Source organism: Exiguobacterium sp. E4787 (assembly GCF_018618375.1).
GTDB classification, from domain to species: Bacteria; Bacillota; Bacilli; order Exiguobacteriales; family Exiguobacteriaceae; genus Exiguobacterium; species Exiguobacterium chiriqhucha.
The window spans coordinates 125,840-147,680 of record NZ_JACSLY010000007.1 but is presented as its reverse complement, the minus strand read 5'-3'; the positions used below and the strand labels follow the sequence as shown (position 1 = coordinate 147,680).

Annotated in this window: 23 protein-coding genes and 1 pseudogene; 11 read left to right on the top strand and 13 right to left on the bottom strand. The window is 54.8% G+C overall.

Features of this window, described 5'->3' with window-relative positions; genetic code table 11:
• Positions 1–15: 15 nt before the first annotated feature.
• The 4 genes from KNP80_RS15985 (at position 16) to gntK (ending at position 5,655) form a co-directional block, all read left to right on the top strand.
• Positions 16–1,689 (top strand): putative bifunctional diguanylate cyclase/phosphodiesterase, encoded by a 1,674-nt coding sequence (locus tag KNP80_RS15985; RefSeq protein ID WP_353047993.1) that lies wholly within the window; start codon positions 16–18, stop codon positions 1,687–1,689.
• A gap of 138 nt (positions 1,690–1,827) precedes the next feature.
• On the top strand, positions 1,828–2,712 hold the full coding sequence (gene gnd, locus KNP80_RS09825) for a phosphogluconate dehydrogenase (NAD(+)-dependent, decarboxylating) (protein ID WP_214834631.1): 885 nt from the start codon (positions 1,828–1,830) through the stop codon (positions 2,710–2,712).
• A gap of 82 nt (positions 2,713–2,794) precedes the next feature.
• Entirely contained in the window at positions 2,795–4,138 is a 1,344-nt protein-coding gene (locus KNP80_RS09820) for a GntT/GntP/DsdX family permease (RefSeq protein ID WP_214834629.1), read from the top strand.
• 17 nt (positions 4,139–4,155) lie between these two features.
• Positions 4,156–5,655, top strand: coding sequence for a gluconokinase (gntK, locus tag KNP80_RS09815; protein WP_483297739.1), 1,500 nt, complete (start codon positions 4,156–4,158; stop codon positions 5,653–5,655).
• A 36-nt stretch (positions 5,656–5,691) separates the two neighbouring features.
• Here the strand turns inward: gntK and KNP80_RS09810 are convergent, their stop codons facing one another.
• Positions 5,692–6,210, bottom strand: coding sequence for a dihydrofolate reductase family protein (locus KNP80_RS09810; protein ID WP_214834625.1), 519 nt, complete (start codon positions 6,208–6,210; stop codon positions 5,692–5,694).
• A gap of 66 nt (positions 6,211–6,276) precedes the next feature.
• Here KNP80_RS09810 and KNP80_RS09805 point away from each other — a divergent pair, with 66 nt between their 5' ends.
• Together KNP80_RS09805 and KNP80_RS09800 are read left to right on the top strand one after the other, a co-directional pair.
• Complete coding sequence (locus KNP80_RS09805) at positions 6,277–7,176, top strand: helix-turn-helix transcriptional regulator (RefSeq protein WP_214834623.1); 900 nt, start codon at positions 6,277–6,279, stop codon at positions 7,174–7,176.
• 84 nt (positions 7,177–7,260) lie between these two features.
• The gene (locus KNP80_RS09800; RefSeq protein WP_214834621.1) at positions 7,261–7,530 is read left to right on the top strand and encodes a hypothetical protein; all 270 of its coding nucleotides are present in this window, start codon (positions 7,261–7,263) and stop codon (positions 7,528–7,530) included.
• 51 nt (positions 7,531–7,581) lie between these two features.
• On the opposite strand, the gene KNP80_RS09795 is transcribed toward KNP80_RS09800, so the two are convergent.
• The gene (locus KNP80_RS09795) at positions 7,582–9,135 is read right to left on the bottom strand and encodes a PTS transporter subunit EIIC (protein ID WP_214834619.1); all 1,554 of its coding nucleotides are present in this window, start codon (positions 9,133–9,135) and stop codon (positions 7,582–7,584) included.
• A 92-nt stretch (positions 9,136–9,227) separates the two neighbouring features.
• A complete protein-coding gene (locus KNP80_RS09790) occupies positions 9,228–10,556 on the bottom strand; it encodes a 6-phospho-alpha-glucosidase (protein ID WP_214834617.1) in 1,329 nt (442 codons plus the stop codon).
• A gap of 146 nt (positions 10,557–10,702) precedes the next feature.
• Between KNP80_RS09790 and KNP80_RS09785 the strand changes: the two genes are divergently transcribed.
• Positions 10,703–11,422, top strand: a complete 720-nt coding sequence (locus KNP80_RS09785; RefSeq protein WP_021066242.1) for a GntR family transcriptional regulator — start codon at positions 10,703–10,705, stop codon at positions 11,420–11,422.
• A 38-nt stretch (positions 11,423–11,460) separates the two neighbouring features.
• On the opposite strand, the pseudogene KNP80_RS09780 reads toward KNP80_RS09785, so the two are convergent.
• Positions 11,461–11,598: pseudogene (locus KNP80_RS09780) on the bottom strand (Lrp/AsnC ligand binding domain-containing protein); the annotation flags it as partial.
• A 188-nt stretch (positions 11,599–11,786) separates the two neighbouring features.
• Here KNP80_RS09780 and KNP80_RS09775 point away from each other — a divergent pair.
• From KNP80_RS09775 to KNP80_RS09765, 3 genes are all read left to right on the top strand, one after another.
• Complete coding sequence (locus tag KNP80_RS09775) at positions 11,787–12,248, top strand: GNAT family N-acetyltransferase (RefSeq protein WP_214834650.1); 462 nt, start codon at positions 11,787–11,789, stop codon at positions 12,246–12,248.
• Between the two features lie 138 nt (positions 12,249–12,386).
• On the top strand, positions 12,387–13,103 hold the full coding sequence (locus KNP80_RS09770; RefSeq protein WP_214834614.1) for a polysaccharide deacetylase family protein: 717 nt from the start codon (positions 12,387–12,389) through the stop codon (positions 13,101–13,103).
• 227 nt (positions 13,104–13,330) lie between these two features.
• Positions 13,331–14,053 (top strand): polysaccharide deacetylase family protein, encoded by a 723-nt coding sequence (locus KNP80_RS09765; RefSeq protein WP_214834612.1) that lies wholly within the window; start codon positions 13,331–13,333, stop codon positions 14,051–14,053.
• Positions 14,054–14,088: 35 nt separating this feature from the next.
• Here the strand turns inward: KNP80_RS09765 and KNP80_RS09760 are convergent, their stop codons facing one another.
• The 4 genes from KNP80_RS09760 to KNP80_RS09745 form a co-directional block, all read right to left on the bottom strand.
• Positions 14,089–14,487 carry a cytidine deaminase gene (locus KNP80_RS09760; RefSeq protein ID WP_021066236.1) on the bottom strand — a complete coding sequence of 133 codons (399 nt, stop codon included), beginning with the start codon at positions 14,485–14,487 and terminating at the stop codon, positions 14,089–14,091.
• A 132-nt stretch (positions 14,488–14,619) separates the two neighbouring features.
• Entirely contained in the window at positions 14,620–15,051 is a 432-nt protein-coding gene (locus KNP80_RS09755; RefSeq protein ID WP_214834610.1) for a cyclophilin-like fold protein, read from the bottom strand.
• Entirely contained in the window at positions 15,048–15,608 is a 561-nt protein-coding gene (locus KNP80_RS09750) for a sugar O-acetyltransferase (protein WP_214834608.1), read from the bottom strand. The genes KNP80_RS09755 and KNP80_RS09750 overlap by 4 nt, the downstream gene beginning before the upstream one ends.
• Positions 15,608–16,339 (bottom strand): SDR family oxidoreductase, encoded by a 732-nt coding sequence (locus KNP80_RS09745; RefSeq protein WP_131471375.1) that lies wholly within the window; start codon positions 16,337–16,339, stop codon positions 15,608–15,610. The genes KNP80_RS09750 and KNP80_RS09745 overlap by 1 nt, the downstream gene beginning before the upstream one ends.
• A 104-nt stretch (positions 16,340–16,443) precedes the next feature.
• On the opposite strand from KNP80_RS09745, the gene KNP80_RS09740 reads away from it, so the two are divergent.
• Complete coding sequence (locus KNP80_RS09740; RefSeq protein WP_214834606.1) at positions 16,444–17,310, top strand: LysR family transcriptional regulator; 867 nt, start codon at positions 16,444–16,446, stop codon at positions 17,308–17,310.
• Between the two features lie 44 nt (positions 17,311–17,354).
• Here KNP80_RS09740 and KNP80_RS09735 read toward each other — a convergent pair whose 3' ends face one another.
• The 5 genes from KNP80_RS09735 to KNP80_RS09715 all read right to left on the bottom strand — a co-directional run bounded on the left by KNP80_RS09735 (position 17,355) and on the right by KNP80_RS09715 (position 21,760).
• Positions 17,355–18,386 (bottom strand): FecCD family ABC transporter permease, encoded by a 1,032-nt coding sequence (locus KNP80_RS09735; RefSeq protein ID WP_029594756.1) that lies wholly within the window; start codon positions 18,384–18,386, stop codon positions 17,355–17,357.
• A complete protein-coding gene (locus KNP80_RS09730; protein WP_418508268.1) occupies positions 18,383–19,396 on the bottom strand; it encodes a FecCD family ABC transporter permease in 1,014 nt (337 codons plus the stop codon). The genes KNP80_RS09735 and KNP80_RS09730 overlap by 4 nt, the downstream gene beginning before the upstream one ends.
• A 10-nt stretch (positions 19,397–19,406) precedes the next feature.
• Entirely contained in the window at positions 19,407–20,444 is a 1,038-nt protein-coding gene (locus KNP80_RS09725; protein ID WP_214834603.1) for an iron-siderophore ABC transporter substrate-binding protein, read from the bottom strand.
• Between the two features lie 167 nt (positions 20,445–20,611).
• A complete protein-coding gene (locus KNP80_RS09720) occupies positions 20,612–21,109 on the bottom strand; it encodes a hypothetical protein (protein ID WP_214720317.1) in 498 nt (165 codons plus the stop codon).
• 51 nt (positions 21,110–21,160) lie between these two features.
• Positions 21,161–21,760: an FMN-binding negative transcriptional regulator gene (locus KNP80_RS09715; RefSeq protein ID WP_214720318.1), complete on the bottom strand. Its 600-nt coding sequence runs from the start codon at positions 21,758–21,760 to the stop codon at positions 21,161–21,163.
• Positions 21,761–21,841 lie beyond the last annotated feature (81 nt).

The window sequence follows — 21,841 nt, the reverse complement described above, 5'->3', positions numbered from 1 at the left end:
CTCGAGCGTCAGTCCATCGAACTCGAAACGAAGTTCCAGTCCGTCATCGAGTCGGCGAATGATGCCATCATCGTCGCGGACGACAAACGCCGCATCGTGCAATGGAACCACGGGGCCGAGCGACTGTTCGGATATGCCGCAAGCGAGGTGCTCGGGGAATCAATCACGCTCATCATGCCCGAGCGCTTCAAAGTCGCACACGAACAAGGCATGAAACGCTATCGTCAGACCCGTGAGGCGAACGTCATCGGCCGCACGGTCGAGCTCGTCGGACTGCGTAAAGACGGCACCGAGTTCCCGTTCGAGATGTCACTCGGCACGTGGGAGACGGAGAAGGGTCTCTTCTTCAGCAGTATCATCCGCGATATCAGTGAACGGAAACAAATCGAGGAACAAATCAACGACCTCGTCTATTTGGACACGTTGACCGGCCTTCCGAACCGCCGCCTGTTCAACGACCGGCTCGACGCCTTGCTCGCGCAAGGCAGCGAGTCGACATTCTCCTTGTTTTACATTGACCTCGATAACTTCAAAGTCATCAATGACCGGTTCGGCCACTCGTCAGGTGACGTCTTCTTGCGCCAAGTGACCGACCGGCTGTTGACGATGATCAATAAGAGCGACACGCTCGCCCGTCTCGGCGGGGATGAATTCGTCATCCTGTCGCCGAACACTGGCAGTAACCTTGCCGCCCACCGTGCCCAACAGATCACGAACGCGTTGAACCAACCGTTCCTGCTCGAGGGTGAGGACGTGTTCACGAGTCTGTCGATTGGGATCAGTCTCTACCCGTCCGACGGGCGGACGGCCGATGACTTGTTGAAAAACGCCGACATCGCCATGTATCGGGCGAAAGAGGACGGCAAGAACGGCTTCCAATTCTTCACGACCGAGATGAACGAGTCCGTCGCCCGCAAATCACAGCTCGCGATGGCGCTCCGGAAAGGCATCGGCCGCGGCGAGTTCACGATTCATTATCAGCCGCAAGTGCATCTCGAGACCGAGGTGCTCATCGGTGTCGAAGCGCTCGTGCGTTGGACGCACCCCGAGCTCGGTATGATTTCCCCGGCCGAGTTCATCCCAATCGCCGAGGAGACCGGCAGCATTCATCGTCTCGGCGAGTACGTCTTGAACGAGGCGTGCCGGCAGAACAAGGCGTGGCAGGATGCCGGCTTCGAACCGTTCCGCGTCGCCGTCAACATCTCGGCACTCCAGTTCGCGCAAAAAGATTTGCCGGACATCGTCAGCCAGGCGCTCGAGGCGTCCGGGCTCGCACCGGAATATCTCGAGCTCGAGTTGACAGAGACCGTCATCCAGAGCGCGCAAAGTGCGATCGAGACGATGGAGGAACTCGTCTCCCTCGGCGTCCACTTGTCAATCGACGATTTCGGCACCGGCTACTCGTCGCTCAGTTATTTGAAGCTGTTCCCGATCGATACGTTGAAAATCGACCAACACTTCACAAAAAATATCGAGACCGACACGAAGGACGCCGCCCTCGTCAAGACGATCATTCGGATGGCACACGAGCTCGGGTTGAACGTAATCGCTGAAGGTGTCGAGACGAAAGCGCAAGTCGCCTTCCTCAAGGCCGAGGATTGCAACCAGGCGCAAGGCTACTATTACAACAAGCCGATGCCGGCCGAAGAGCTCGACTCATTCCTGTATCCGTATAAGAAAAGTGTCTGATTCTCGTCCCGCCTACTCGTTAGGTAGGGACGCTTTTTTGTGTTCTTCGAAAAAAATTCCGTCATTCGACTTGTAAATCGAATTTAATTTGATATTATAGTGGAGAGATGGAAAAAAATTCGATTTAGAGGTGACGATATGCAAATCGGTTTGATTGGATTAGGCAAGATGGGATACAACTTGGCGCTCAACTTGAGCGACCATGGTCACAACGTCGTCGGGACGGACGCCGGGAACGTCGAGGCGACAGCGAAGTTTGAAATCGTGCCGACGCTCGAGGACGTCATTGCTAATCTCGAGACACCACGCGTCGTCTGGGCGATGGTGCCGGCCGGTGACATCACTGAGGCCGTACTGGCAGAACTGCTTGAAAAACTCGAACCGGGTGACATCGTCATCGACGGCGGCAACTCGAACTACAAGCTGTCGGTCGCTCGCGCCGAACAGTTCAGCGCCAAAGGCATCGCCTTCTTCGACTGCGGGACGAGCGGCGGCACGGAAGGTGCCCGCAACGGCGCCTGCACGATGGTCGGTGGTGACGCCGATGCGTGGCCGACGATCGAGCCGATTTTCAAAGACCTCTCGGTCGAGAACGGCTACTTGTATACGGGACCTGCCGGCAGCGGCCACTTCTTGAAGATGATTCACAACGGCATCGAATACGGCATGATGCAGGCGATTGCTGAAGGTTTCGACATTTTGGAGAAGAGCCCGTTCGATTACGATTACGAACAGGTCGCCCGCGTCTGGAACCACGGCTCGGTCGTCCGCTCATGGTTGATGGAGTTGACCGAGAACGCGTTCTCGAAAGACGCGAAGCTCGACGACATCCGTGGCGTCATGCATTCCTCAGGGGAAGGAAAATGGACGGTCGAGACGGCGCTCGAGCTACAGGCAGCGGCCCCGGTCATCGCCATGTCACTCATGATGCGCTATCGCTCGCTCGAAGACGATACGTTCTCAGGGAAAGTCGTCGCCGCGCTCCGCAACGAGTTCGGGGGCCACGCGGTCGTCAAGAAATAACGGCAAGGAAAAGGTCAGGGGTGGCCTTTTCCTTTGTAAATATTTGTAAACGGTTACACATACGGTAAAGGGGGAAATACATATGTCGGGTTCGACACTCATTTTAATCGCAGTCGCAGGGATTTTCTTGCTCTTATTTTTAGTCATGCGGACGAAGCTCCATGCCTTCGTCTCACTTCTCCTCGTCAGTTTACTCGTCGGGGTCGCGGCCGGTATGCCGCTCGGGGACGTCATCGCCTCAATCCAGAACGGGATGGGCGGCACGCTCGGCTTCGTCGCCGTCGTCGTCGGTCTCGGGGCCATGTTCGGGAAGATGTTAGAAGTATCGGGTGGAGCGGAACGCCTCGCCCAGACGCTCGTCAATAAGTTTGGAGAGGACAAGGCGCAATGGGCGCTCGCCCTCACCGGCTTTATCGTCGCCGTCCCGGTCTTCTTCGATGTCGGCTTCATCATTCTCGTTCCAATCGTTTATGGCCTCGCCAAAAAGACGGGCCGCTCGCTCTTGTACTACGGGATTCCGCTCCTCGCGGGTCTCGCCGTCACGCACAGCTTCATCCCGCCGACGCCGGGTCCGATTGCCGTTGCCAACTTGATTGGGGCCGAGCTCGGATGGGTCATCTTGTTCGGGGTCATCGCAGGGATTCCGGCAACGATTCTCGCCGGTCCGATCTTCGCGAAGTATATCGCCAAGAAAATTCACGTCACTATCCCGGACTATATGGAGTTCGAAGAGATTGATACGTCGAAAGAACTGCCGAGCTTCAAGATGATCGTCTCGCTCATCTCGATTCCGCTCGTGTTGATTCTCGCCAACACGTTGTCCGCCGTCTTGCTTGAAGAAGGCAACGGCATCCGCACGTTCTTCACGTTCATGGGTCACCCGTTCGTCGCCTTGACGCTCGCGACGCTGTTCACTTTCATCTTCCTCGGCACACGCCGCGGCTATACGCGTGACGAGGTGCAAGAGATTGCGACGAAAGCGCTCGAACCGGCCGGGATTATCATCCTTGTCACTGGTGCCGGTGGTGTGTTCAAACAAGTATTGATCGACTCAGGTGTCGGTGACGTGCTCGGAGAAATGATGGCCGGTTCAGCACTCCCGGCGATTGTGCTCGCCTTCTTGATTGCAGCCGTCGTCCGTGTCGCCCAAGGTTCGGCGACCGTCTCGATGGTCACGGCGGCAGGACTCATCACGCCGCTTCTCGAACTTCAAAATATCACCGGTGCCGCGCTCGGCCTCATCGTTATCTCGATCGCCTCGGGTGCGACGGTACTCTCGCATGTCAACGACTCAGGTTTCTGGCTCGTCAACCGCTACTTCGGGCTCGACGTGAAAGACACGCTCAAGTCGTGGACCGTCATGGAAACGATTATCGGATTGACCGGCTTCGCGGTCGTCTTCTTGATCAGCTTGTTTATCATTTAAGTTAGGAAGTGATGTGTGTGTACACGATTGGCGTCGATATCGGGACGACGAGTACGAAAGCCGTCCTATTCCATAACCAGCAACAACTCGCGGTACATAACGTGTTGTACCCGCTTCTCACCCCGAACACGGAGACGGCCGAGCAAGACCCGGTCGTCATCTACGGGGCCGTGCTCGAGGCGATTTCCGCCGTCCGCGCCAAAGCCGACGGTCCGGTCCGCTTCGCATCCTTTAGCTCGGCGATGCACAGCCTGATTGCGCTCGATGCGTCAGGTCGCCCGCTCACCCACAGCATCACGTGGGCCGACAGCCGGGCCAACCCGTATACGCAAGAAATCAAACGCGACTTCAATGCGAGTGCGCTCCATATGCGCACTGGCACACCTGTCCATCCGATGGCGCCGCTGTCGAAGCTGCGTTGGCTGAAAGCCGAGCATCCGGACGTGTTCGCTCGGGCAGTGAAATTCGTTTCCATCAAAGAGTACGTCTTCTACCGCCTGACCGGGCGCTTCGTCATCGACCACTCGATCGCTTCGGCGACGGGCCTGTTCAATTTGAAAGAATGCGACTGGGATCCGGAGGCGCTCGACGTCGCCGGAGTCACGCCCGAGCAACTGTCCGAGCTCGTGCCGACGACCGAAATTTTAACGCTTAAATCGGATGTTGTTGAAACGCTTGGCTGGGACTTCCCGCTCGTCATTGGGGCGAGTGACGGTGTGTTATCCAACCTCGGGGTTGGAGCGTTCGAACAAGGCGTCGTCGCCGTCACGATCGGGACGAGCGGTGCCATCCGCACGGTCGTCCGGGAACCGGTCGAGGACCCGAAAGGACGTATCTTCTGTTACGCCTTGACCGACAAACATTGGGTCATCGGTGGACCGGTCAATAACGGCGGCATCATCCTCCGCTGGCTCCGCGACGAGTTCGCGGCGAGCGAGGTCGAGACGGCGAAACGGCTCGGGATGGACGCGTATGACGTGTTGACGCGCATCGCCGAGACGGTCAAGCCGGGCTCAGACGGGCTATTGTTCCACCCGTATTTGATGGGTGAACGGGCCCCGCTCTGGGACTCGAACGCACGCGGTTCGTTCTTCGGGTTGAGTATCCACCATAAGCGCGAGCACTTCATCCGCGCAGTACTCGAAGGCGTCATCTTCAACTTGTATACGGTCATGTTGGCGCTCGACGAGTTGACGGGCGCGCCGAACCGGATTCACGCGACCGGCGGGTTCGCCCAGTCGAGTTTGTGGCGCCAGATGATGGCCGACATTTTCGATACGCCGGTCGTCGTGCCGGAGAGCCACGAGAGCTCGTGTTTAGGTGCGGTCATGCTCGGGGAGTATGCGTTCGGGGATATCGACGACTTCACGGCCGTGCCGCAAGTGACGCATGAACATGCGCCAAATCATGAAGCGACCACGATTTACCGGGAGCTGCTGCCGATTTATATCCGGCTCTCTCGTCATCTCGCGGAAGAGTATGAAGCGATTGCCGCGTTCCAGCGGAAGTATGTATAGGAAAAGGCCGAGTTCATCGCGAACTCGGCTTTTCGTTTATCTCTCGTACGTCACCATGACGAACTGTCCCGACGCGCGTTGGCTCGTCAGTTTCAACTTCGTCTCTTTCGTACCTTCCGGGAAGAGCGGAATCCCCTCTCCTAATACGACCGGGGCGATGGCGATCTCATAGCTGTCAATCAAGTCGTGCGCCATCGCTTCCTTGATGATTTCGCCTCCTCCGACGATCCAAATATCTCCGTCGATGTCTTGCTTCAACCGTCCGATAAGCTGTTCGATTGGCTCGTCCGTGAATGTGACGTGCTCGGCTTCACGGTTCGGGTTACGTGTCAAAATATAGTTCGGGATGTTCGCGTACGGATAATGATTGTCCTCGAGCCGGAGCACTTCCTCGTATGTCTTCCGTCCCATGATGACCGCGCCGACCGTCTTGAAAAAGTCCGCGTAGCCGTTGTCCCCTTCCCCCTCGACCGCGAACAACCAATCGAGTTGGTCGTTCGTGCGCGCAATCTTTCCATCCAAACTTGTCGCGATATATAAGACGACTTTTGCCATGATGAATTCCTCCTTGATTCGTGATACATTCAGCTTACATGATAAACACGACAAAACATGACGGGAATGGATAAGATGAAAAAGCGACATCTGCACTTGATTCGATTGTTGAATCGCGGGCGCCGGTTCACGGCGGATGAACTCGCTCTTGAGACAGGTGCCTCGGTTCGGACGATTCAGCGCGACATGTTGACGCTCGAAGAACTCGGCTATCCGATTTGGAGCGTCCCCGGCACGGGTGGCGGTTATGAGATGTTGCCGAATCGGCTCTTGCCACCGCTCCAGCTCCGAGAACAGGAAGCGGTCGCGCTCTACCTCACCCTCAAATGGATGGAACAGATTCCAGACGTGCTGTTCGGTGACATGCGGGATACACTGTCCGATTGGTACGTGAACGAATTGCCGCACGACCTCGAGACGAAAATCGCCCGGCTCGAAAACAACATCCTCTGGCTCGGGAATAAGACCGTCCCACCGGCGCCGTTCACGAAAGACGTGTTTCAAGCGGTCGAGCAACGACGCAACATTGAGGTGACGTACGCGACGACGAAAGGCAGCCGCACGTTCACCGTCGCCCCGGTCGGGATGGCGCTCCTCGATTCGAAATGGTATGTGTATGGTCTCTCGGAATACGGGCTACGCCAATATCGGATTGACCGGATTGAAGCGCTGCGCCTGCTCGATGAGACGTTCGAAGCGGACGATTTGGCGACGCTGCTCGAGGCGAGTGACGACCGAAGCGGCGGGACCGTCCGGCTCAACATCACCCCGCTCGGCCGCCGTCTGCTTGAAGACGTATTACCCGATATCGCTGAAAAGAATGAGTGGGACGTGCCGGAAGCAGAGCTTTCGTTCTTGTCGCGGCAATTGCTCGCGGCCGGGGCGGAAGTCGAGGTCGTCGAGCCGACTGAACTGCGGGAGATGATGCGAGAGCAGGCGGAGCGGTTATGGAACCGGTATCGTTAATCAAATCGATGCTTTGTCCTCATGTAAGAATTGTCTTTATATGGTAATATGAGTCCATATTGCTACATGTAAAGGAGCGTTCGCATGACCAAGCTATCGTTTTCAAAATTATTTGTCTCAATCAGTGTCATCTCATTGTTCGCTATCATGGTGTACCTTAACGTCTCGACGCTCGAACTGAACGAGACGATCGGTTCAGGGCTGTTCTACTTGAAAGGCTATTATGAGGAAGGCAACATGATCTTCACCGAGCAAGGGATTGGCGTCATCACACTGCCGCTCGCCATCGGTCTCGTCGCATCGATACTCATCAAAGGCGCTCAATTTTATCGTGCCTCGTCGGTTACGAACTAACCTTTTTATCTCGGACAAAGAGCCCAACCGTAAATCGGTTGAGCTCTTTTTTCAATTCGCTTGGTCCATCTCTTTATGCAGTTTGAGCAACTCATTCTTGTACAAATCCGAGCGTCCTCCAAAGATGGCCTGGATGTTATTTTTCACTTTCACGACCCCGGCTGCCCCGAGTGCCTTCAACTCGTCCTCATCGATTTGGGACACATCTTTCAATTCGACACGAAGACGTGTGAAACAGGCATCGATATCGATGATGTTGTCACGGCCACCGAGCGCCTCTTGAATGGCAAGTGCCGTCGTTTGGATTGATGTCTTTCCTGATTTCTTTTCATTGTAGTCTTTGCGGGTAAACAGTTTCGTCTCTTGTCCCCCTCGGCCCGGCGTCGCCAAGTTCCATTTTTTAATCGCGAACGTGAAGATGCCGTAATAGACGAAGAAGAATCCGGCCCCAACGACGAGGTTCATCCACCAGCGCGGCGTCCCTGGCAACACATTCACCAAGACATAGTCAATCAATCCCGAGCCACCGGCCCAGCCGATATGGGCGTCAAGAGCGTACATGAGCGCAAACGACACCCCTGTCAACACACTATGCACGACGTAAAGAAGTGGTGCAATGAATAAGAACGTGAACTCGATCGGTTCGGTGATCCCGGTCAAGAACGCCGTCCCTGCCGCTGCGAGCAAGAGGCCACGCACGACGGGACGCTTGTCCGGGTCGGCCTGACGGTACATGGCGAACGCCGCTCCAAGAAGACCGAACATGATGATCGGGAACTTGCCGGCCATAAAGCGTCCGGCCGTCACGTCGACACCTTCTGCGATTTGCGCGAGGAAAATATATTGGTCCCCGCTCACAATCGAACCGCCAACCGTCGCCGTGCCGCCAAGTGACGTCCATAAGAACGGTGCGTACCAGATGTGATGTAATCCGGTCGGAATCAATAACCGTTCGAGCATTCCGTATAACCCGACGTAAGCCGGATTCGTCGCATCACTCGCGATGACGTTCGCTATCGCCGTGAGGCCGGTCTGAATCGGCGGCCAAATGAGCATCATAAAGAAACCGAGCAAGATGGAGAAGAATACCATGACGATACCGACCGAACGATCTCCGGCGAAAAAGCCGAGCATCTCTGGCGGGTTGAACGTGTGGAATTTTTTATACACCCAGACCGCAAGCAAGCCGACCGCGATCCCACCGAGCACACCCGTCTCAAGTGACGGGATACCGAGCAACATGCCGTACTCCCCGCTCTCAGCCGCCATTTCCGGTGTGATCCCAAGGGCAATCGAGATCGTCGTGTTCATGATGACGTAGCCGACGAGTGCGGCAAGTGCCGCAATTCCCGACCCGTCGGACAGACCAACCGCGACGCCAATCGCAAAGATGATTGGCAGGTTGGCGAAGATACTCAACCCGATTTGAAGCATCCCGGCACTGATCGCTTCGACCGTCCCGTTCTGTAAAAACGTCCAACTCTCTGCAAGCGGACCTGTTAGCGCCGCGCCGAGACCAAGTAAAATACCGGCCGCCGGCAAGAGCGCGACTGGCACCATGAGCGCCTTCCCGAATTTTTGAAATACCCCGAACCATTGACTCATTTGATTCACTACTCATGTGTAAGCGTTATCAATTCACAAAACGAACAAAGGGGAATAACTCCCCTTCGTCTTTAGCGTGCGACCGTCTCCCGTTATTTGAGGGCCGGCCAATAGTTCTCGTTCTCGTTAATCAAATCGTCAAGGATTTGACGGGCGACCGGCGCATCGACGACGGTCCGGTTGAGCGTGAGTGCCTGGAGTGCCTTTTCATAGCTGTTCTCGAAATAGGCATCGACGACGAGCTGTTCGTAGGCGAGCTGTCCTTCAATCATCCCTTTATAGAAGCGAGGAATGTGTCCGACAGCGAACGGCTTCGGTCCACGGTTCGTGAGCATCGCCGGCACTTCGACCATCGCATCATCCGGCAAGTTAGCGATGATGCCGTCGTTTTTCACCATGACGATGAAGATATCGCCATTGTTGTAAGCGAGTGACGCTGCGACGCGAATCATGTAGCAACCGTGGATGTCGACTTCAAGATGCACGTTCTCGAGCGAGTCGTCAGCGATGATTTGATCGCACGTCGAGAAGACACGTTGTTGGCGGCCGTTGATGACTTGACGGGCCCGCGTGTTCTCCACGTCTTCCTTCTCCGCCATGTCGGACGGATACAAATAATACTGAAGGTACGTGTTCGGCAAGTATTCCGGGAAGTCGGTGAGCATCTTCTCGACTTGCTTGAACGTCTTGATCCAAGATGGGTCGTTTGCGATCTCTGAGTCTTCTGGGATAAACCCGTCCTCTAAGATGGCGCGCTTGATGTCTTCCGTCAATTCGTTGCCTTCTTTGTCATAGATGCCTGTGAACCAACCGAAGTGGTTGAGGCCGAAGTATTCCGGCACGAGATCCCAAATCTCTTTGCCAAGAATCTTCGCGTAGCTCACCATGATTGCGGCCGGCATGTCACAGATATTTAAAATCTTTTTGTCATTCGGGTAGGCACGCTTCAACGCCTCGGCGACGATTGCGGCCGGGTTCGTATAATTTAAGATCCAACCGTCCGGTGAGCCTTGGCGGATGTCTGCGACGAGATCAATCATGTCCCCAATCGACCGCATCCCGTACGACATCCCACCCGGTCCACACGTCTCTTGTCCAACCACGCCGTGACGGAGCGGAATCTGTTCATCTTTCTCGCGCATCTCCAGGCCGCCCGTTCGAATTTGAACGAAGAAGAAGTCCTTGTCGCGTAAGGCGTATTCTTTGTCCGTCGTATACTCGAACAGCTCGAGCTCTGGGTAATGCTCACGCAAGATGATTTCAGTCGCTTTGGCGACACGCTCCTGGCGCTCACCATCCGTATCGTAAAACGTGATTGAACGTAGTGGGAAGTGAGCCTTCTCTTCGATCAAGCTCATAATCATACCGATTGTGTACGTGCTGCCGCCACCGACGACGACGAGGCGTTGTCCTTGTTTCATGTGTGCGTTCCCCTTTCGAATACATATTTTATTGATTACAATACAAATTTAATACATATTATTTTAAACGTCAACAATATTTTTGAAAACGTTTTGCTTTGTGTATACTAGAAGTATGAATTCAGGTCGAAATCGGAGGGTCAGTCATGAAAGCAAAATCACCGCTCTACCAACAAGTCGCCCACAAAATGCGCACGTTTATCGAGTCCGGCACGTGGGCGCCCGGTGAGGCGATTCCGACCGAGGCTCAACTCGTCGAAGAGTTCAGCGTCAGTCGAGTGACTGTCCGGCAGGCGGTCAAATTGCTCCAAGAGGAAGGTCTCTTATGGAAACGACAGGGCAGCGGCACATACGTCCAGTCTGAAAAGATTGAACACAACATGTACGAATTAAAAAGCTTCACGGAAGACATGAAACGAGAAGGGAAAGAAGTGACGAACAAAGTACTCACCTTCACGTTGCAGCCACCGAGTGAGAAAGTGCGAGAGGCACTCGAACTCGAAGATGGCGAGCTCGTCTTCTACGTGAGGCGCCAACGATTCGCAGACGGCGAACCGCTCATCGTCGAGGACACATACTTGCCGCTAAAGCTGTTCCCCGACTTGACGTACGAAGTGATGTCGCAATCGAAGTACGCCTATATCGAAGACGTCAAACAGTTCAAGATTGCGGACAGCGTCCAAGAGTTCATCCCGGTGCTCCCGACAAAAGAGATTGCCGAGATGCTCGGAGTGAGTGAACGAACGCCCGTACTCAAAGTCGAACTCTATTCGTTTCTTATGGATGGCAGTCGGTTTGAGTTCACAGAAACGTATTTCAAGAGTGAAGAATATCGCTTCATCATCCGCGCCGGACGAAGACATTAAAAAGGACCTGTGAATCACAGCGATTCACAGGTCCTTCGTCAGTTAATGACGAGCGACAACTTATAATTGACGAACTTGCTGAGCCCGTCCAAAAAGGCGTTCAGTTCTTGGTTCGACGGGAATCGGCACTCCAAGACGTAACAGCCGTCCCCGCTCACCTTGTAGTTATTGCGGACGTGCGGACCGTGAGTACAGTTTGATATGACCAAGACGAGCCAAGCGCATCAGCCAAAAGTCATCCCTGTCAAACAAAGGATTTTTTGTTTTAATCAGGAGTCGTCGATCGGAGCACCCTACCTTCTCCTCGGCATCCTGTGTAAACTTAATATACGCTTAACAGGAGGTAAAATATCTAGTGAAACTAATGACAACCCGCTGCCTCATCCGACCGTTCGAGCAACATGACATCGAACCGTTCATGACATATCGCAACGACTTGGAATGGATGCAACACCAATCCTTCAAAGGATTGACTTACGAAGAATATGAACGCTCTTTATTCGGCAACCCTTCCATTACTCAAGGCATGCAACTCGCCATCATCAATCAGGAAACGAATGAATTGATTGGCGATTTGTATGTGCAACAAGACGGGACGACGTATTGGATCGGCTATACGATTTCACCCCGACACGCGCGCCAAGGCTATGCGTCCGAGGTCGCATCCGGATTGATTCGTCATTTGTCCGACCAAGGGGCCGAGACAATCAAAGCCTGTGCACTTGCAACGAATGAGGCGTCAATCGCCCTCTTAAAAAAGTTGAACTTTGAGTACCTTGTGACTGAGGACGACGAACAGATTTATGCACTTGATGTAGCGAAATGAATCGATTCACATCCCCGTCCCTGATTTTCAATTTCAGGGGCATTTTTTCGCTTCATCTTTGACTCCTTTTTATGGTAATCTATGCTTCATACCGATATCATGTCACCTGTTTTGTTGCCTCGAGGGAGTTTTGATAGGATGAAGAAACGTGTCATTTTGCTCATGTCTATTTTTTTGTTAATCAGCTCCCTGTCACAGGCGGCGATTCCGAAACCGAAAGCCTATAACGACCGCAGCCTCATCTATTTGACACTCGATGACGGGCCGAACCGAAAGACCGGAGCGCTGCTCGACGTCTTGAAGAAGCATCGGGTGAAGGCCACCTTCTTCATCCTCGGGAAGAATATCGAGGGGAATGAGCACCTCATCCGACGCATCGTCGCCGAAGGCCATCTCATCGCCTTGCATGGGATGACACATGTGCGTGAGGAGTTTTATGAGTCGCCGATGACGGCCGTGCGTCAAATGAAGGACGTGCAACGCCTCATCTACGAAATGACGGGGATTCATACAAACATGGCCCGCACGATTTATGGTAGTGACGCCGGGATGACGCCTGCGCACTGGAAAGCGATGGACGAGGCCGGTTTCGAGATTTGGGACTGGAACGTCGGCAGTCTCGATCACATCTATAAGAAAGACAACGCGCCAATCGAGCAACGTGTGTTCAATCGGCTCGAGGCGAACTATGAAATGAATATCGCCTCGATCATCTTGGCACACGATCACTCGATGACACCGCAAGCGCTCGATACGATTATCCGCTATGCGAAAGAACGCGACTATGAGTTTCGGACGCTAGAAGGCGTGCATCCCGCGTATAACTTTTTCAATCCGTGGGAACCGAATGAATGATTTCTCCACCTCCCCTATTAGGTTAACGAGACGATGCATTCAGCTGTTCAGAAATGAAAATTAGCCCTTCAATCACACGATTGAAGGGCTTGTTCGTGTCTCGGAATGAACCAAATATTTGTCGTCCGTATGTGTAGTTTCGTAATCTTGAATCGGGTAAAGACTAACGTCAATCATGCCGGCACCGTCAATCACCAACGATTTGCATCAGGAAGGTGTGTATGATGATGAGAAAACGTTTGATTTTGTTCGTGTTGGCCATTCTCTTGATCAGTCCCTTGTCACACGCAGAGGCCACGACACCGAAAGCGTACAACGACCGTAGCCTCATCTATTTGACGTTTGACGACGGGCCGCACCGTCAAACCGGCGCATTGCTCGACGTGTTGAAGAAGCATAAGGTCAAAGCCACGTTTTTCATTCTCGGCAATAACATCAAAGGCAACGAGAAAATGCTCAGACGAATCGTCGCCGAAGGTCACCTCATCGCGCTTCACGGGATGACGCACGACCGGCACAAATTTTACCGGACACCGACGACGGCCGTGCGTGAGATGCAGGACGTCCAAAGGCTCGTCTTCAAAGTGACAGGCGTCAAGTCAAACATCGTCCGCACCCCATACGGCAGCGATCCGTACATGACGTTGGCGCATCGGCGCGCGATGACGAAAGCGGGCTTTCAAATGTGGGACTGGAACATCGACAGTCTCGACTACCGGTATAAGTCAGACAATCGCCGCGTCCAAAACCAAGTGTTCGCCCGGCTTGATGCGAACTACAAAGCGAGAATCGCCTCAATCATCTTGACCCACGACCACTCCATCACCCCGACCGCGCTCGACTATATCATCCGCAACGCGAAAGCGAAAAAACGCGGCTATGAGTTCAGGACGTTGCAAGGTATCAAAAATCCGCACAACTTCTTCAATAAATGGAAGCCACACCGGTAAACAAAAGGCTGAGCCCGCGGGCTCAGCCTTTTGTATCACATCTCAAGTTCTGTGAACGCGAGCGGGACGAGTTCTTCAAGCGTCACTTCTTTCACGTCGGCATTGCCGTTCGTGAGCAACACTTTGAAGTCCGGGTCGCCGAACTCGACGAGCACTTGGCGGCAGATGCTGCATGGCGGCAAGAAGTCGACCGTGTCGCCTGACACCGCGACGGCTTCGAAATCGCCTTTTTTATAACCTTGCGCGACCGCTGTGAAGATGGCCGTACGCTCGGCACAGTTCGTCGCACCGAACGAGACGTTCTCGACGTTGACGCCGTCGATGACCGTACCGTCCTTCATGAGAAGCGCTGCTCCGACGCGGAAGTTTGAATACGGCGAGTAGGCGTTCTCTTTCACTTGGCGGGCACGCTCGACTAATTGTTGTTGGTTCATGGGATCATGGTCCTCTCTGACTCGAAATGAACTGATGCCAGTTCCCGGCCTCTCTTTTTGGGCAGGATTTTTAGCATACACCTCATGCGATAGAGAAGTCAATGAATTTTTGAAAGCGGTCACAATCTTTTATCAGTTTTGAAACGTCAGCTCGACCGTCCCGCTCCCGAGTAGCGGTTCAAGCGTTGCGAAATCCTCGACCCGACCGATGCGCGTGTACGCATAGCTCGTCTCGACGTCTTTATAAAACAAGACGAGACAGTCATCGCCATACAGCATGACATCCCCGGCCCGAATCGAGCCGACACGTTCCGGGTTCGTCGGGAACGGTTCATTAAAATAGAAATACTTCTCGTTCTGATGCAAGTCCTGCATCGACAACGTGAGCGGCAGACGGGCTTGGAGCGCTTCGGCTGTCGGGTTGGTTTCGAAACGTATTGAGACGTTTAGTTCTTCCACTTGTGACGTCACTCCTTCCTGATTCTCCGGCTTCCTCACCGTGTCGTCCCCACACCCAGCGAGAAACAACATGGAAGCGACTAATCCGAGCCGGATGACGTTCATGACGTCTGAACGACACGGGCCGGTGTCCCGGCGACCGTCACATTGTCCGGGACGTCTTTCGTCACCGTCGCGTCAGCTGCGACGATGGCGTTCTCGCCGATGGTGACACCGGGCAAAATCGTCGCCCCGGCCCCGATCCAGGCGTTCCGTTTCACGCGAATCGGCTTCGTGATCAAGCCGCGCCGTTCGGTCGGGTCGGTCGGATGGTTGACCGTCAGCAACTTGGCGAACGGGCCGATCAAGACGTGGTCCTCGATGTCGATTCCGCCGAGATCGGTGAACATGACACCGCGGTTGATGAAGATGTCTGTCCCGAGCGTGATGTGTTTCCCGAAATCGGTATAGAACGGTGGCAGCACCGTGACCGAGTCCGCGACGTCTTGCCCGAGCAGCTCCGAGAGCGTCCGCTGGAACTCGTCTTTCGGCAAGTACTGATAATTCAGGCGCATGAGTGTCGGCTCGATGGCTCGTTGAATGTGATGAATCTCTTTAAAGACGGCTTCTCCCGCAGTGATCGTTCGGCCAGACACGCGTTCTCTCAATCCGCTACCCATCATCACACCTGTTGTTTCGTCGGACGGATGATGAGGTTGCTGACAGAGACCCGGTCCGGTGTGTCGATGGCGTAGACGACCGCTTCAGCCACGTCCTCGCTCGTCAATCCCCACTCGGTTTGCGCCTCATGGAGCGCCTGGGCGGCTTGTTTGTCACTGATCGTGTTGTACAGTTCGGTCTGGACGGCTCCCGGTGAGATGATCGTCGATTTGACGTTGTTCTCCCGCTGTTCTTGGCGCAAGCCTTCCATGATGGCGCGGACCGCAAACTTCGTCCCGCAGTAGACTGCTGACTCCGGATAGACAACGTGGCCGGCCACCGAATCCGTCGCGATGATATGACCCGACTGTTGACGTTCCATGATTGGAAGCACGGCGGCAATCCCGTTCAACACCCCGGTCACGTTCACATCGAGCATGGCCTGCCATTCGTCACGGCGCCCGTCGACGAGGGGCGCGGTCGGCATGATGCCAGCGTTATTGAACAAGACATCGATTGTCCCGAACGTGTCGAGTGCCGTCTTCACCACCGCCTCAACAGCTGCGTAGTCCGTGACATCGGCTTGCTGGATGACGATATCGGCCTCGGGATGCTTCGCTTGGATGGCTTCCAACCGGTCGAGACGACGAGCGGCGAGCACGAGTTTCGCACCCCGTTCGGCCAATAGATGGGCCGTCGCTTCGCCGATCCCGCTCGACGCCCCCATGATGATGACAACTTTATTGATGGTCATAATCCATTCCTCCTTTGATTGACTCCAGTATAGGAACGGACAATCGTCATGTCTAATGCTACTATTTGATTAAGAACCATAACGAAAACGCATGGAGGGATGACATGGAGCTACAACAACTACGGTACTTCCTCGCCGTCGCGAGCGAAAAGAACATCACGCGCGCGGCAGAACATTTACGGCTGTCGCAACCGGCGCTGTCCCGGCAAATCCATCAACTCGAGGACAGTCTCGGCGGACCGTTGTTCGAGCGGAGCCAGGGCGGGGTCACGCTGACGGAACGAGGCTATTATTTGGCCGAACACGCCAAAGAGATGGTCCGTCTGGCCGATAAGATCTCGATCAACTTGAACACGGCGACACCCGTCAGCGGAGAACTGTATATCGGCGGTGGCGAGACGGAGACGCTCACCTCAGTCATCGAGACGTTTCGACAGATGAAACAGCTTCATCCCGACGTCAAGTTACGCCTGTATAGCGGCAACGGAGACGACGTCATCGACAAGTTGGACCGAGGCATCCTCGACTTCGGGGTCGTCATCGAACCAATCACTCTGGCCACGTACGCCTCCCGCGAGCTCCCTCATGTCGACCGTTGGGGCATCTTGACGCGCCGTGACAGTCAGGTGGGACAAAAGAGTACCATCGAGACCGGGGATCTTCTCGACTTGCCGCTCATCTTGTCAGAGCAATCGCTCGTCGACCGGCATTTGTCGGCCCGGCTCGGCGTCGATTTGAGTGAAGCCGACGTCGTCGCGACGTACAACCTGCTCTATAACGCCTCACTCCTCGTCCGGGAAGGCATCGGCCACGCGCTCTGTCTCGACGGGATCATCAACACGCAAGGGACCGAGTTGGTGTTCGTCCCGCTCCATCCCCCGCTCACGTCTTCCGTCCATTTGATTTGGAAAAGTGGGAGCCGTCTGTCGAACGTCGCCTCGACGTTTTTGGAAATCTTCAACTCTAAATGAACAATAAACAGGAGCCTCGTCCCACCAGACGAGGCTCCTGTCGCTTATAGTTCCCCTCTTCGGTTCATCCGGATCAAGAGATAAATCAAATACGGCGCCCCGACCATGCCGGTGATGACACCGACCGGGTAGCGGGCCGTGAAGGCGAACTGACCGATGAGATCGGCCGCGAGCACCAAGATGACCCCGACGAGTGCCGCCGGAATGATTGTCGAACGCCCGTCCCCGACGAGCCGCTTCGCGATCGGTCCCGCAAGGAACGCGACGAACGCGATCGGTCCGGTCGTCGCCGTCGCGAGCGCGAGCATGAGCACCGAGGCGACGATGAGCAGGACGCGTGTCTGGTTCGTCTTAACACCGAGCGACGTCGCCGTCATCTCCCCGAGCTCTAAAATCTGGAGCTGTCGGCTGAGTCGGAGGATGACCGGGAGGCAGAGCGCGACCGCAATCATGAGCGGCGGGAGCGTCTCCATCTTCACCCCGTTCAAGCTACCGCTCAACCAGCGCATCGCCGTCCCGACATCGTTTTGGCGGCTGATGAGCAACAAATAGTTGATGACTGCTGTCAGCATCGCCTGAATCCCGATGCCGACTAAGACGAGCCGGCCGATTGAGAAGGCGGCGCCTTTCGACAAGAAGTAGATGGCGAGGACGGTCAACAGCCCGCCGATGATTGAGATGATAGAGACGAACGTATCGCTCGCCTGTAAGACGACGATGCCGAACACGGCCGCCGCACTCGACCCGGTCGTGATGCCGATGACGTTCGGGTTGGCGAGCGGGTTACGGAGCATCGTCTGAAACACCGTACCGGCAATCCCAAACGCAAGTCCGGCGAAGACGCCGGCGAGCATGCGCGGCAGACGAATCGTGCCGACGGCGAACGAGGCGCCCGGTACTTGTTCCCCGAACAAGACACGGATGACGTCTGCGACCGGGTAAATCGTGTTGCCGAGCATGAGCATCGTCGCGCTCAACGTAAGGGCCAGCGCGAACAAGACGAGCGTCACGAAGACGGTCCGTTGCCGGCGCTTGCGACTGTTATGGATGATGGGTTGAATCGATTGGTTCGTCATACGCCACGCACCTTCACTTTCATCGTCAACGCGATCAAGATCGGGGCCCCGACGAACGCCGTGACAATCCCGACTTCGAGTTCACCGGGACTGCCGAGCAACCGTCCTGCCACGTCAGCGAACGTCAATAAAATCGCGCCGGTGAGTGCCGACATCGGGATGATATACCGTTCATCCGCTCCGATGACCAAGCGGACGAGATGCGGCGCCAAGAGACCGATAAAGCCGATTGGTCCAGCCAGTGCCGTCGCCGCCCCACACAAGATCACGCCGGCGAATGAGGCAATCAATTTCAACGTGCCGATGCGGACACCGAGACCTGTGGCGAGCTCTTCCCCGAGCGCCAAGATGTTGAGGGATGGTGCCGCCAAGATGGCGATGACAATCCCGCCGATAAAGAACGGCAGGAACGTCATGATCGAATCCATCGTCCCGGCCCCGACGCTACCGACTTGCCAGAACCGGAACTGGTCCATGACGTTCGAGCGCGGAATCATGATGGCCATGACGAGTGACGACAAGGCCGCACTCGTCGCCGCGCCGGCCAAAACGAGTTTGAGTGGCGTCGAACCGCCCCGCCCGAGCGACCCGATCCCGAACACGAACGCCGCCGTCAAGAGCGCCCCGGCGAGTGCGAACCAAATATAGTCGCTCGCGGTCGAGATGTTGAAGAAGGCAATCCCGACGACGACGAACAGCGCCGCTCCCGTGTTGACCCCGAGAATGCTCGGGTCGGCAATCGGATTGCGCGTCACCGACTGCATCAATGCGCCCGAGACACCGAGTGCCGCTCCGCACATGAAACTGAACATCGTCCGAACGACCCGCTGCCGGACGATGTCCGCTTCATACGACTGAACAGCCGGACGGAATAAACCGTCAAGCAGTTCATCCCATCCGACTGTCCGTGAGCCGAAAGCAAGCGAAGCGAGCATACAGACGACGAGCAGGACGAGCGACCCTACGAGGAGGAGCCCGAACCGTTTCGGCGTGTGTAACTTCTTCGGCATATTCATTTGATTACTCGACTTTCGCGAGTGCTTCTGACACGAGTTTCACGTAGTCATCGATCGTGTATTCGATCGAGAGTGGTGATGGTGTCCCAGCAGCCGCGAGCGGCGTGTTATCTTCGATCATGACGACCGAACCGCGTTTGATGGCCGGCACTTTGCTGTAGAGCGGGTCAGCTTGAAGTGCTTTCAACGTCTCTTCGTTCCCGTAGGCGACAAAGATGTCGACGTCGTTCAAGATGTCAGCGTTCTCTGAGCTGAGCTCGAGGTAGAAGCTGTTTTCATCTTTGATTTGGCTTGTGATGTTCTCAGGGTACTCCATGCCGAGCTCTTCGATGAAGGCACCGCGTGGGTCACCAGTCGTGTAGATGTAGAACTTCGAGAGATCGTCTGGGCTGAGCGCGACGAATGCCGCTTTTTTCCCTTTCATCTCCGGTACTTCAGCTGCCTTGTCGGCGATGAGTTTCTCAGTGTCTTCAATCAACTGTTTGCCTTCTTCTTCCATGCCCATGGCCATTGAGTCGTAACGAACCGTGTCCTGCCATGATGACACCCAAGGCGTCTCTTGGTATGCGACGACCGGTGCGATTTCTGTCAACGTGTCGTAATCTTCTTGCGTGATGCCTGAGTAGGCAGCAAGAATGACGTCCGGCTGTGAGTCGGCGATCGCTTCGAAGTCGAGACCGTCCGTATCTTGGTAGATGTTCGGGTTTTCTTCACCGAGGTCTTTCAACTTGTCAGCCGTCCACGGCAACATGCCGCTGTCGTCTTGGACACCGTAGTTCGCAGCCGAGAAACCGACTGGTACGACGTCGAGCGCGAGCGCCACGTCTTGGTTTGACCAACCGACCGTTGCGACACGTTCCGGCTTCTTGTCGATGACCGTCTCGCCTAACGCGTGTTTGATGGTGATTGGATAGCCTTCTGCCGTTTCAGCAGATTCATCTGTCGTGGCTGCATCTTCATTGTTCGAGCCGCATCCTGCGAGCACGAGCACGAAAGCAGACATGATGATGAACATATGTAGCATTTTCTTGTAGCTGTTCATGTCCTAGTCCCCTTTTTCTGTATGACAACGTTTTACGCCGACATTGATAATCATTATCATTTATGAGTATAGGATGAATCCGGGCGTGCTGTCAATCTGAACTTCAAGATATCTTGTGAAAAATAGAAACAGCCTGCATCTCTCAAATGGTGAGATGCAGGCTGACGTCATAACGTTTGGTTGGCCAAGTTGATCAGTTGTTGGACCGGTAAGCGGGTCTCGTCGTCAAGTTCGATGGAGTTGCCATCGATGTAGTAGATGATTCGGGCAGTAAAGCCATTTTTGTTGATCCACCATAACCCTTGGGACGTCGATTCCGCCTCATCATAGAAAGCAGATGTCCCGTCCGCAAGTACATATTGGTCTCCGTATGACGAAATATCTTCCATGTCATCAGGTTCATCGACGACTTTATGGACGATGTAGCGCAACTCCTGTGTCGTCTCCTCGTTCACATAGTGAAACACGAATTGATGCATGTGGTGCGGTTTTGCGATATCAATCTCACTATAGCGCCGAGTGATTTCAAAAGGAAACGCAATCGGTTCTTCAAACGCGTGTTCAATCGGTGGGTTTGGTTGGTCGGCTCGATCCGTCGCCAGCTCGACCAAGGCTAGTAGAACAAGAAGACCACCTAGTGCCCGCACAATCCATTTCATTTTCATTGATTTTCGCTCGTTTCGTCATAGATTTAAGTTTCGACTCATTTCCACACCTTACGATTGCCGTTTCTCGCGCATCACATCCGCAATCGGGCACCCTGCCTGCTCGAGCTCGGAGACGATGCGTGTATAATCCTTCTCGTTTCGATTCTGACTCAGCTTGAACGCCGCCTGCATCTCCGCAATGTCGATGCGGAACCCGACGACGCCATATTTCTGCCGTTGCACCGGCTCAGACAGTCCCCCCCAGACGACGGCGTGCTCGCGGTCGCCTTCATGGTCTTGAAGCAGTCCGGCCAGATCTTCCTCGAGTTCGTCCGCATTCAAGATGGTCGCCTGCCCATACGCATGGACGGCCTGATAGTTCCACGTCGATACGTCCTCATGCCCATACCACGACGCCGATACGTAGGCGTCTGGGCCTTGGACGATCAGGAGCACCGTCTGATTTTCAATCGTTTGCCATTGCGGATTGTTTTTGGCGATGTGTGTCGTGAACCAAGCATGGCCATCTTTTTCATGAAACCGGAGCGGTACGTGCGTCGCGATCGGCTTCTGTCCGTCATGCGTGACGACGGTGCCGAACGGATGGGCCTTCAGAAAGGCGTGGACTTCTTTCGGATCATTTACGGCGTATAGTTTCGGGACGTACATCAAATTCCTCCTGTCTTGTTCGTTGTTCAACTGACTGGACCCTTCCGTATAATTCACGCCAACTAGGGTAAAGAGTAGATG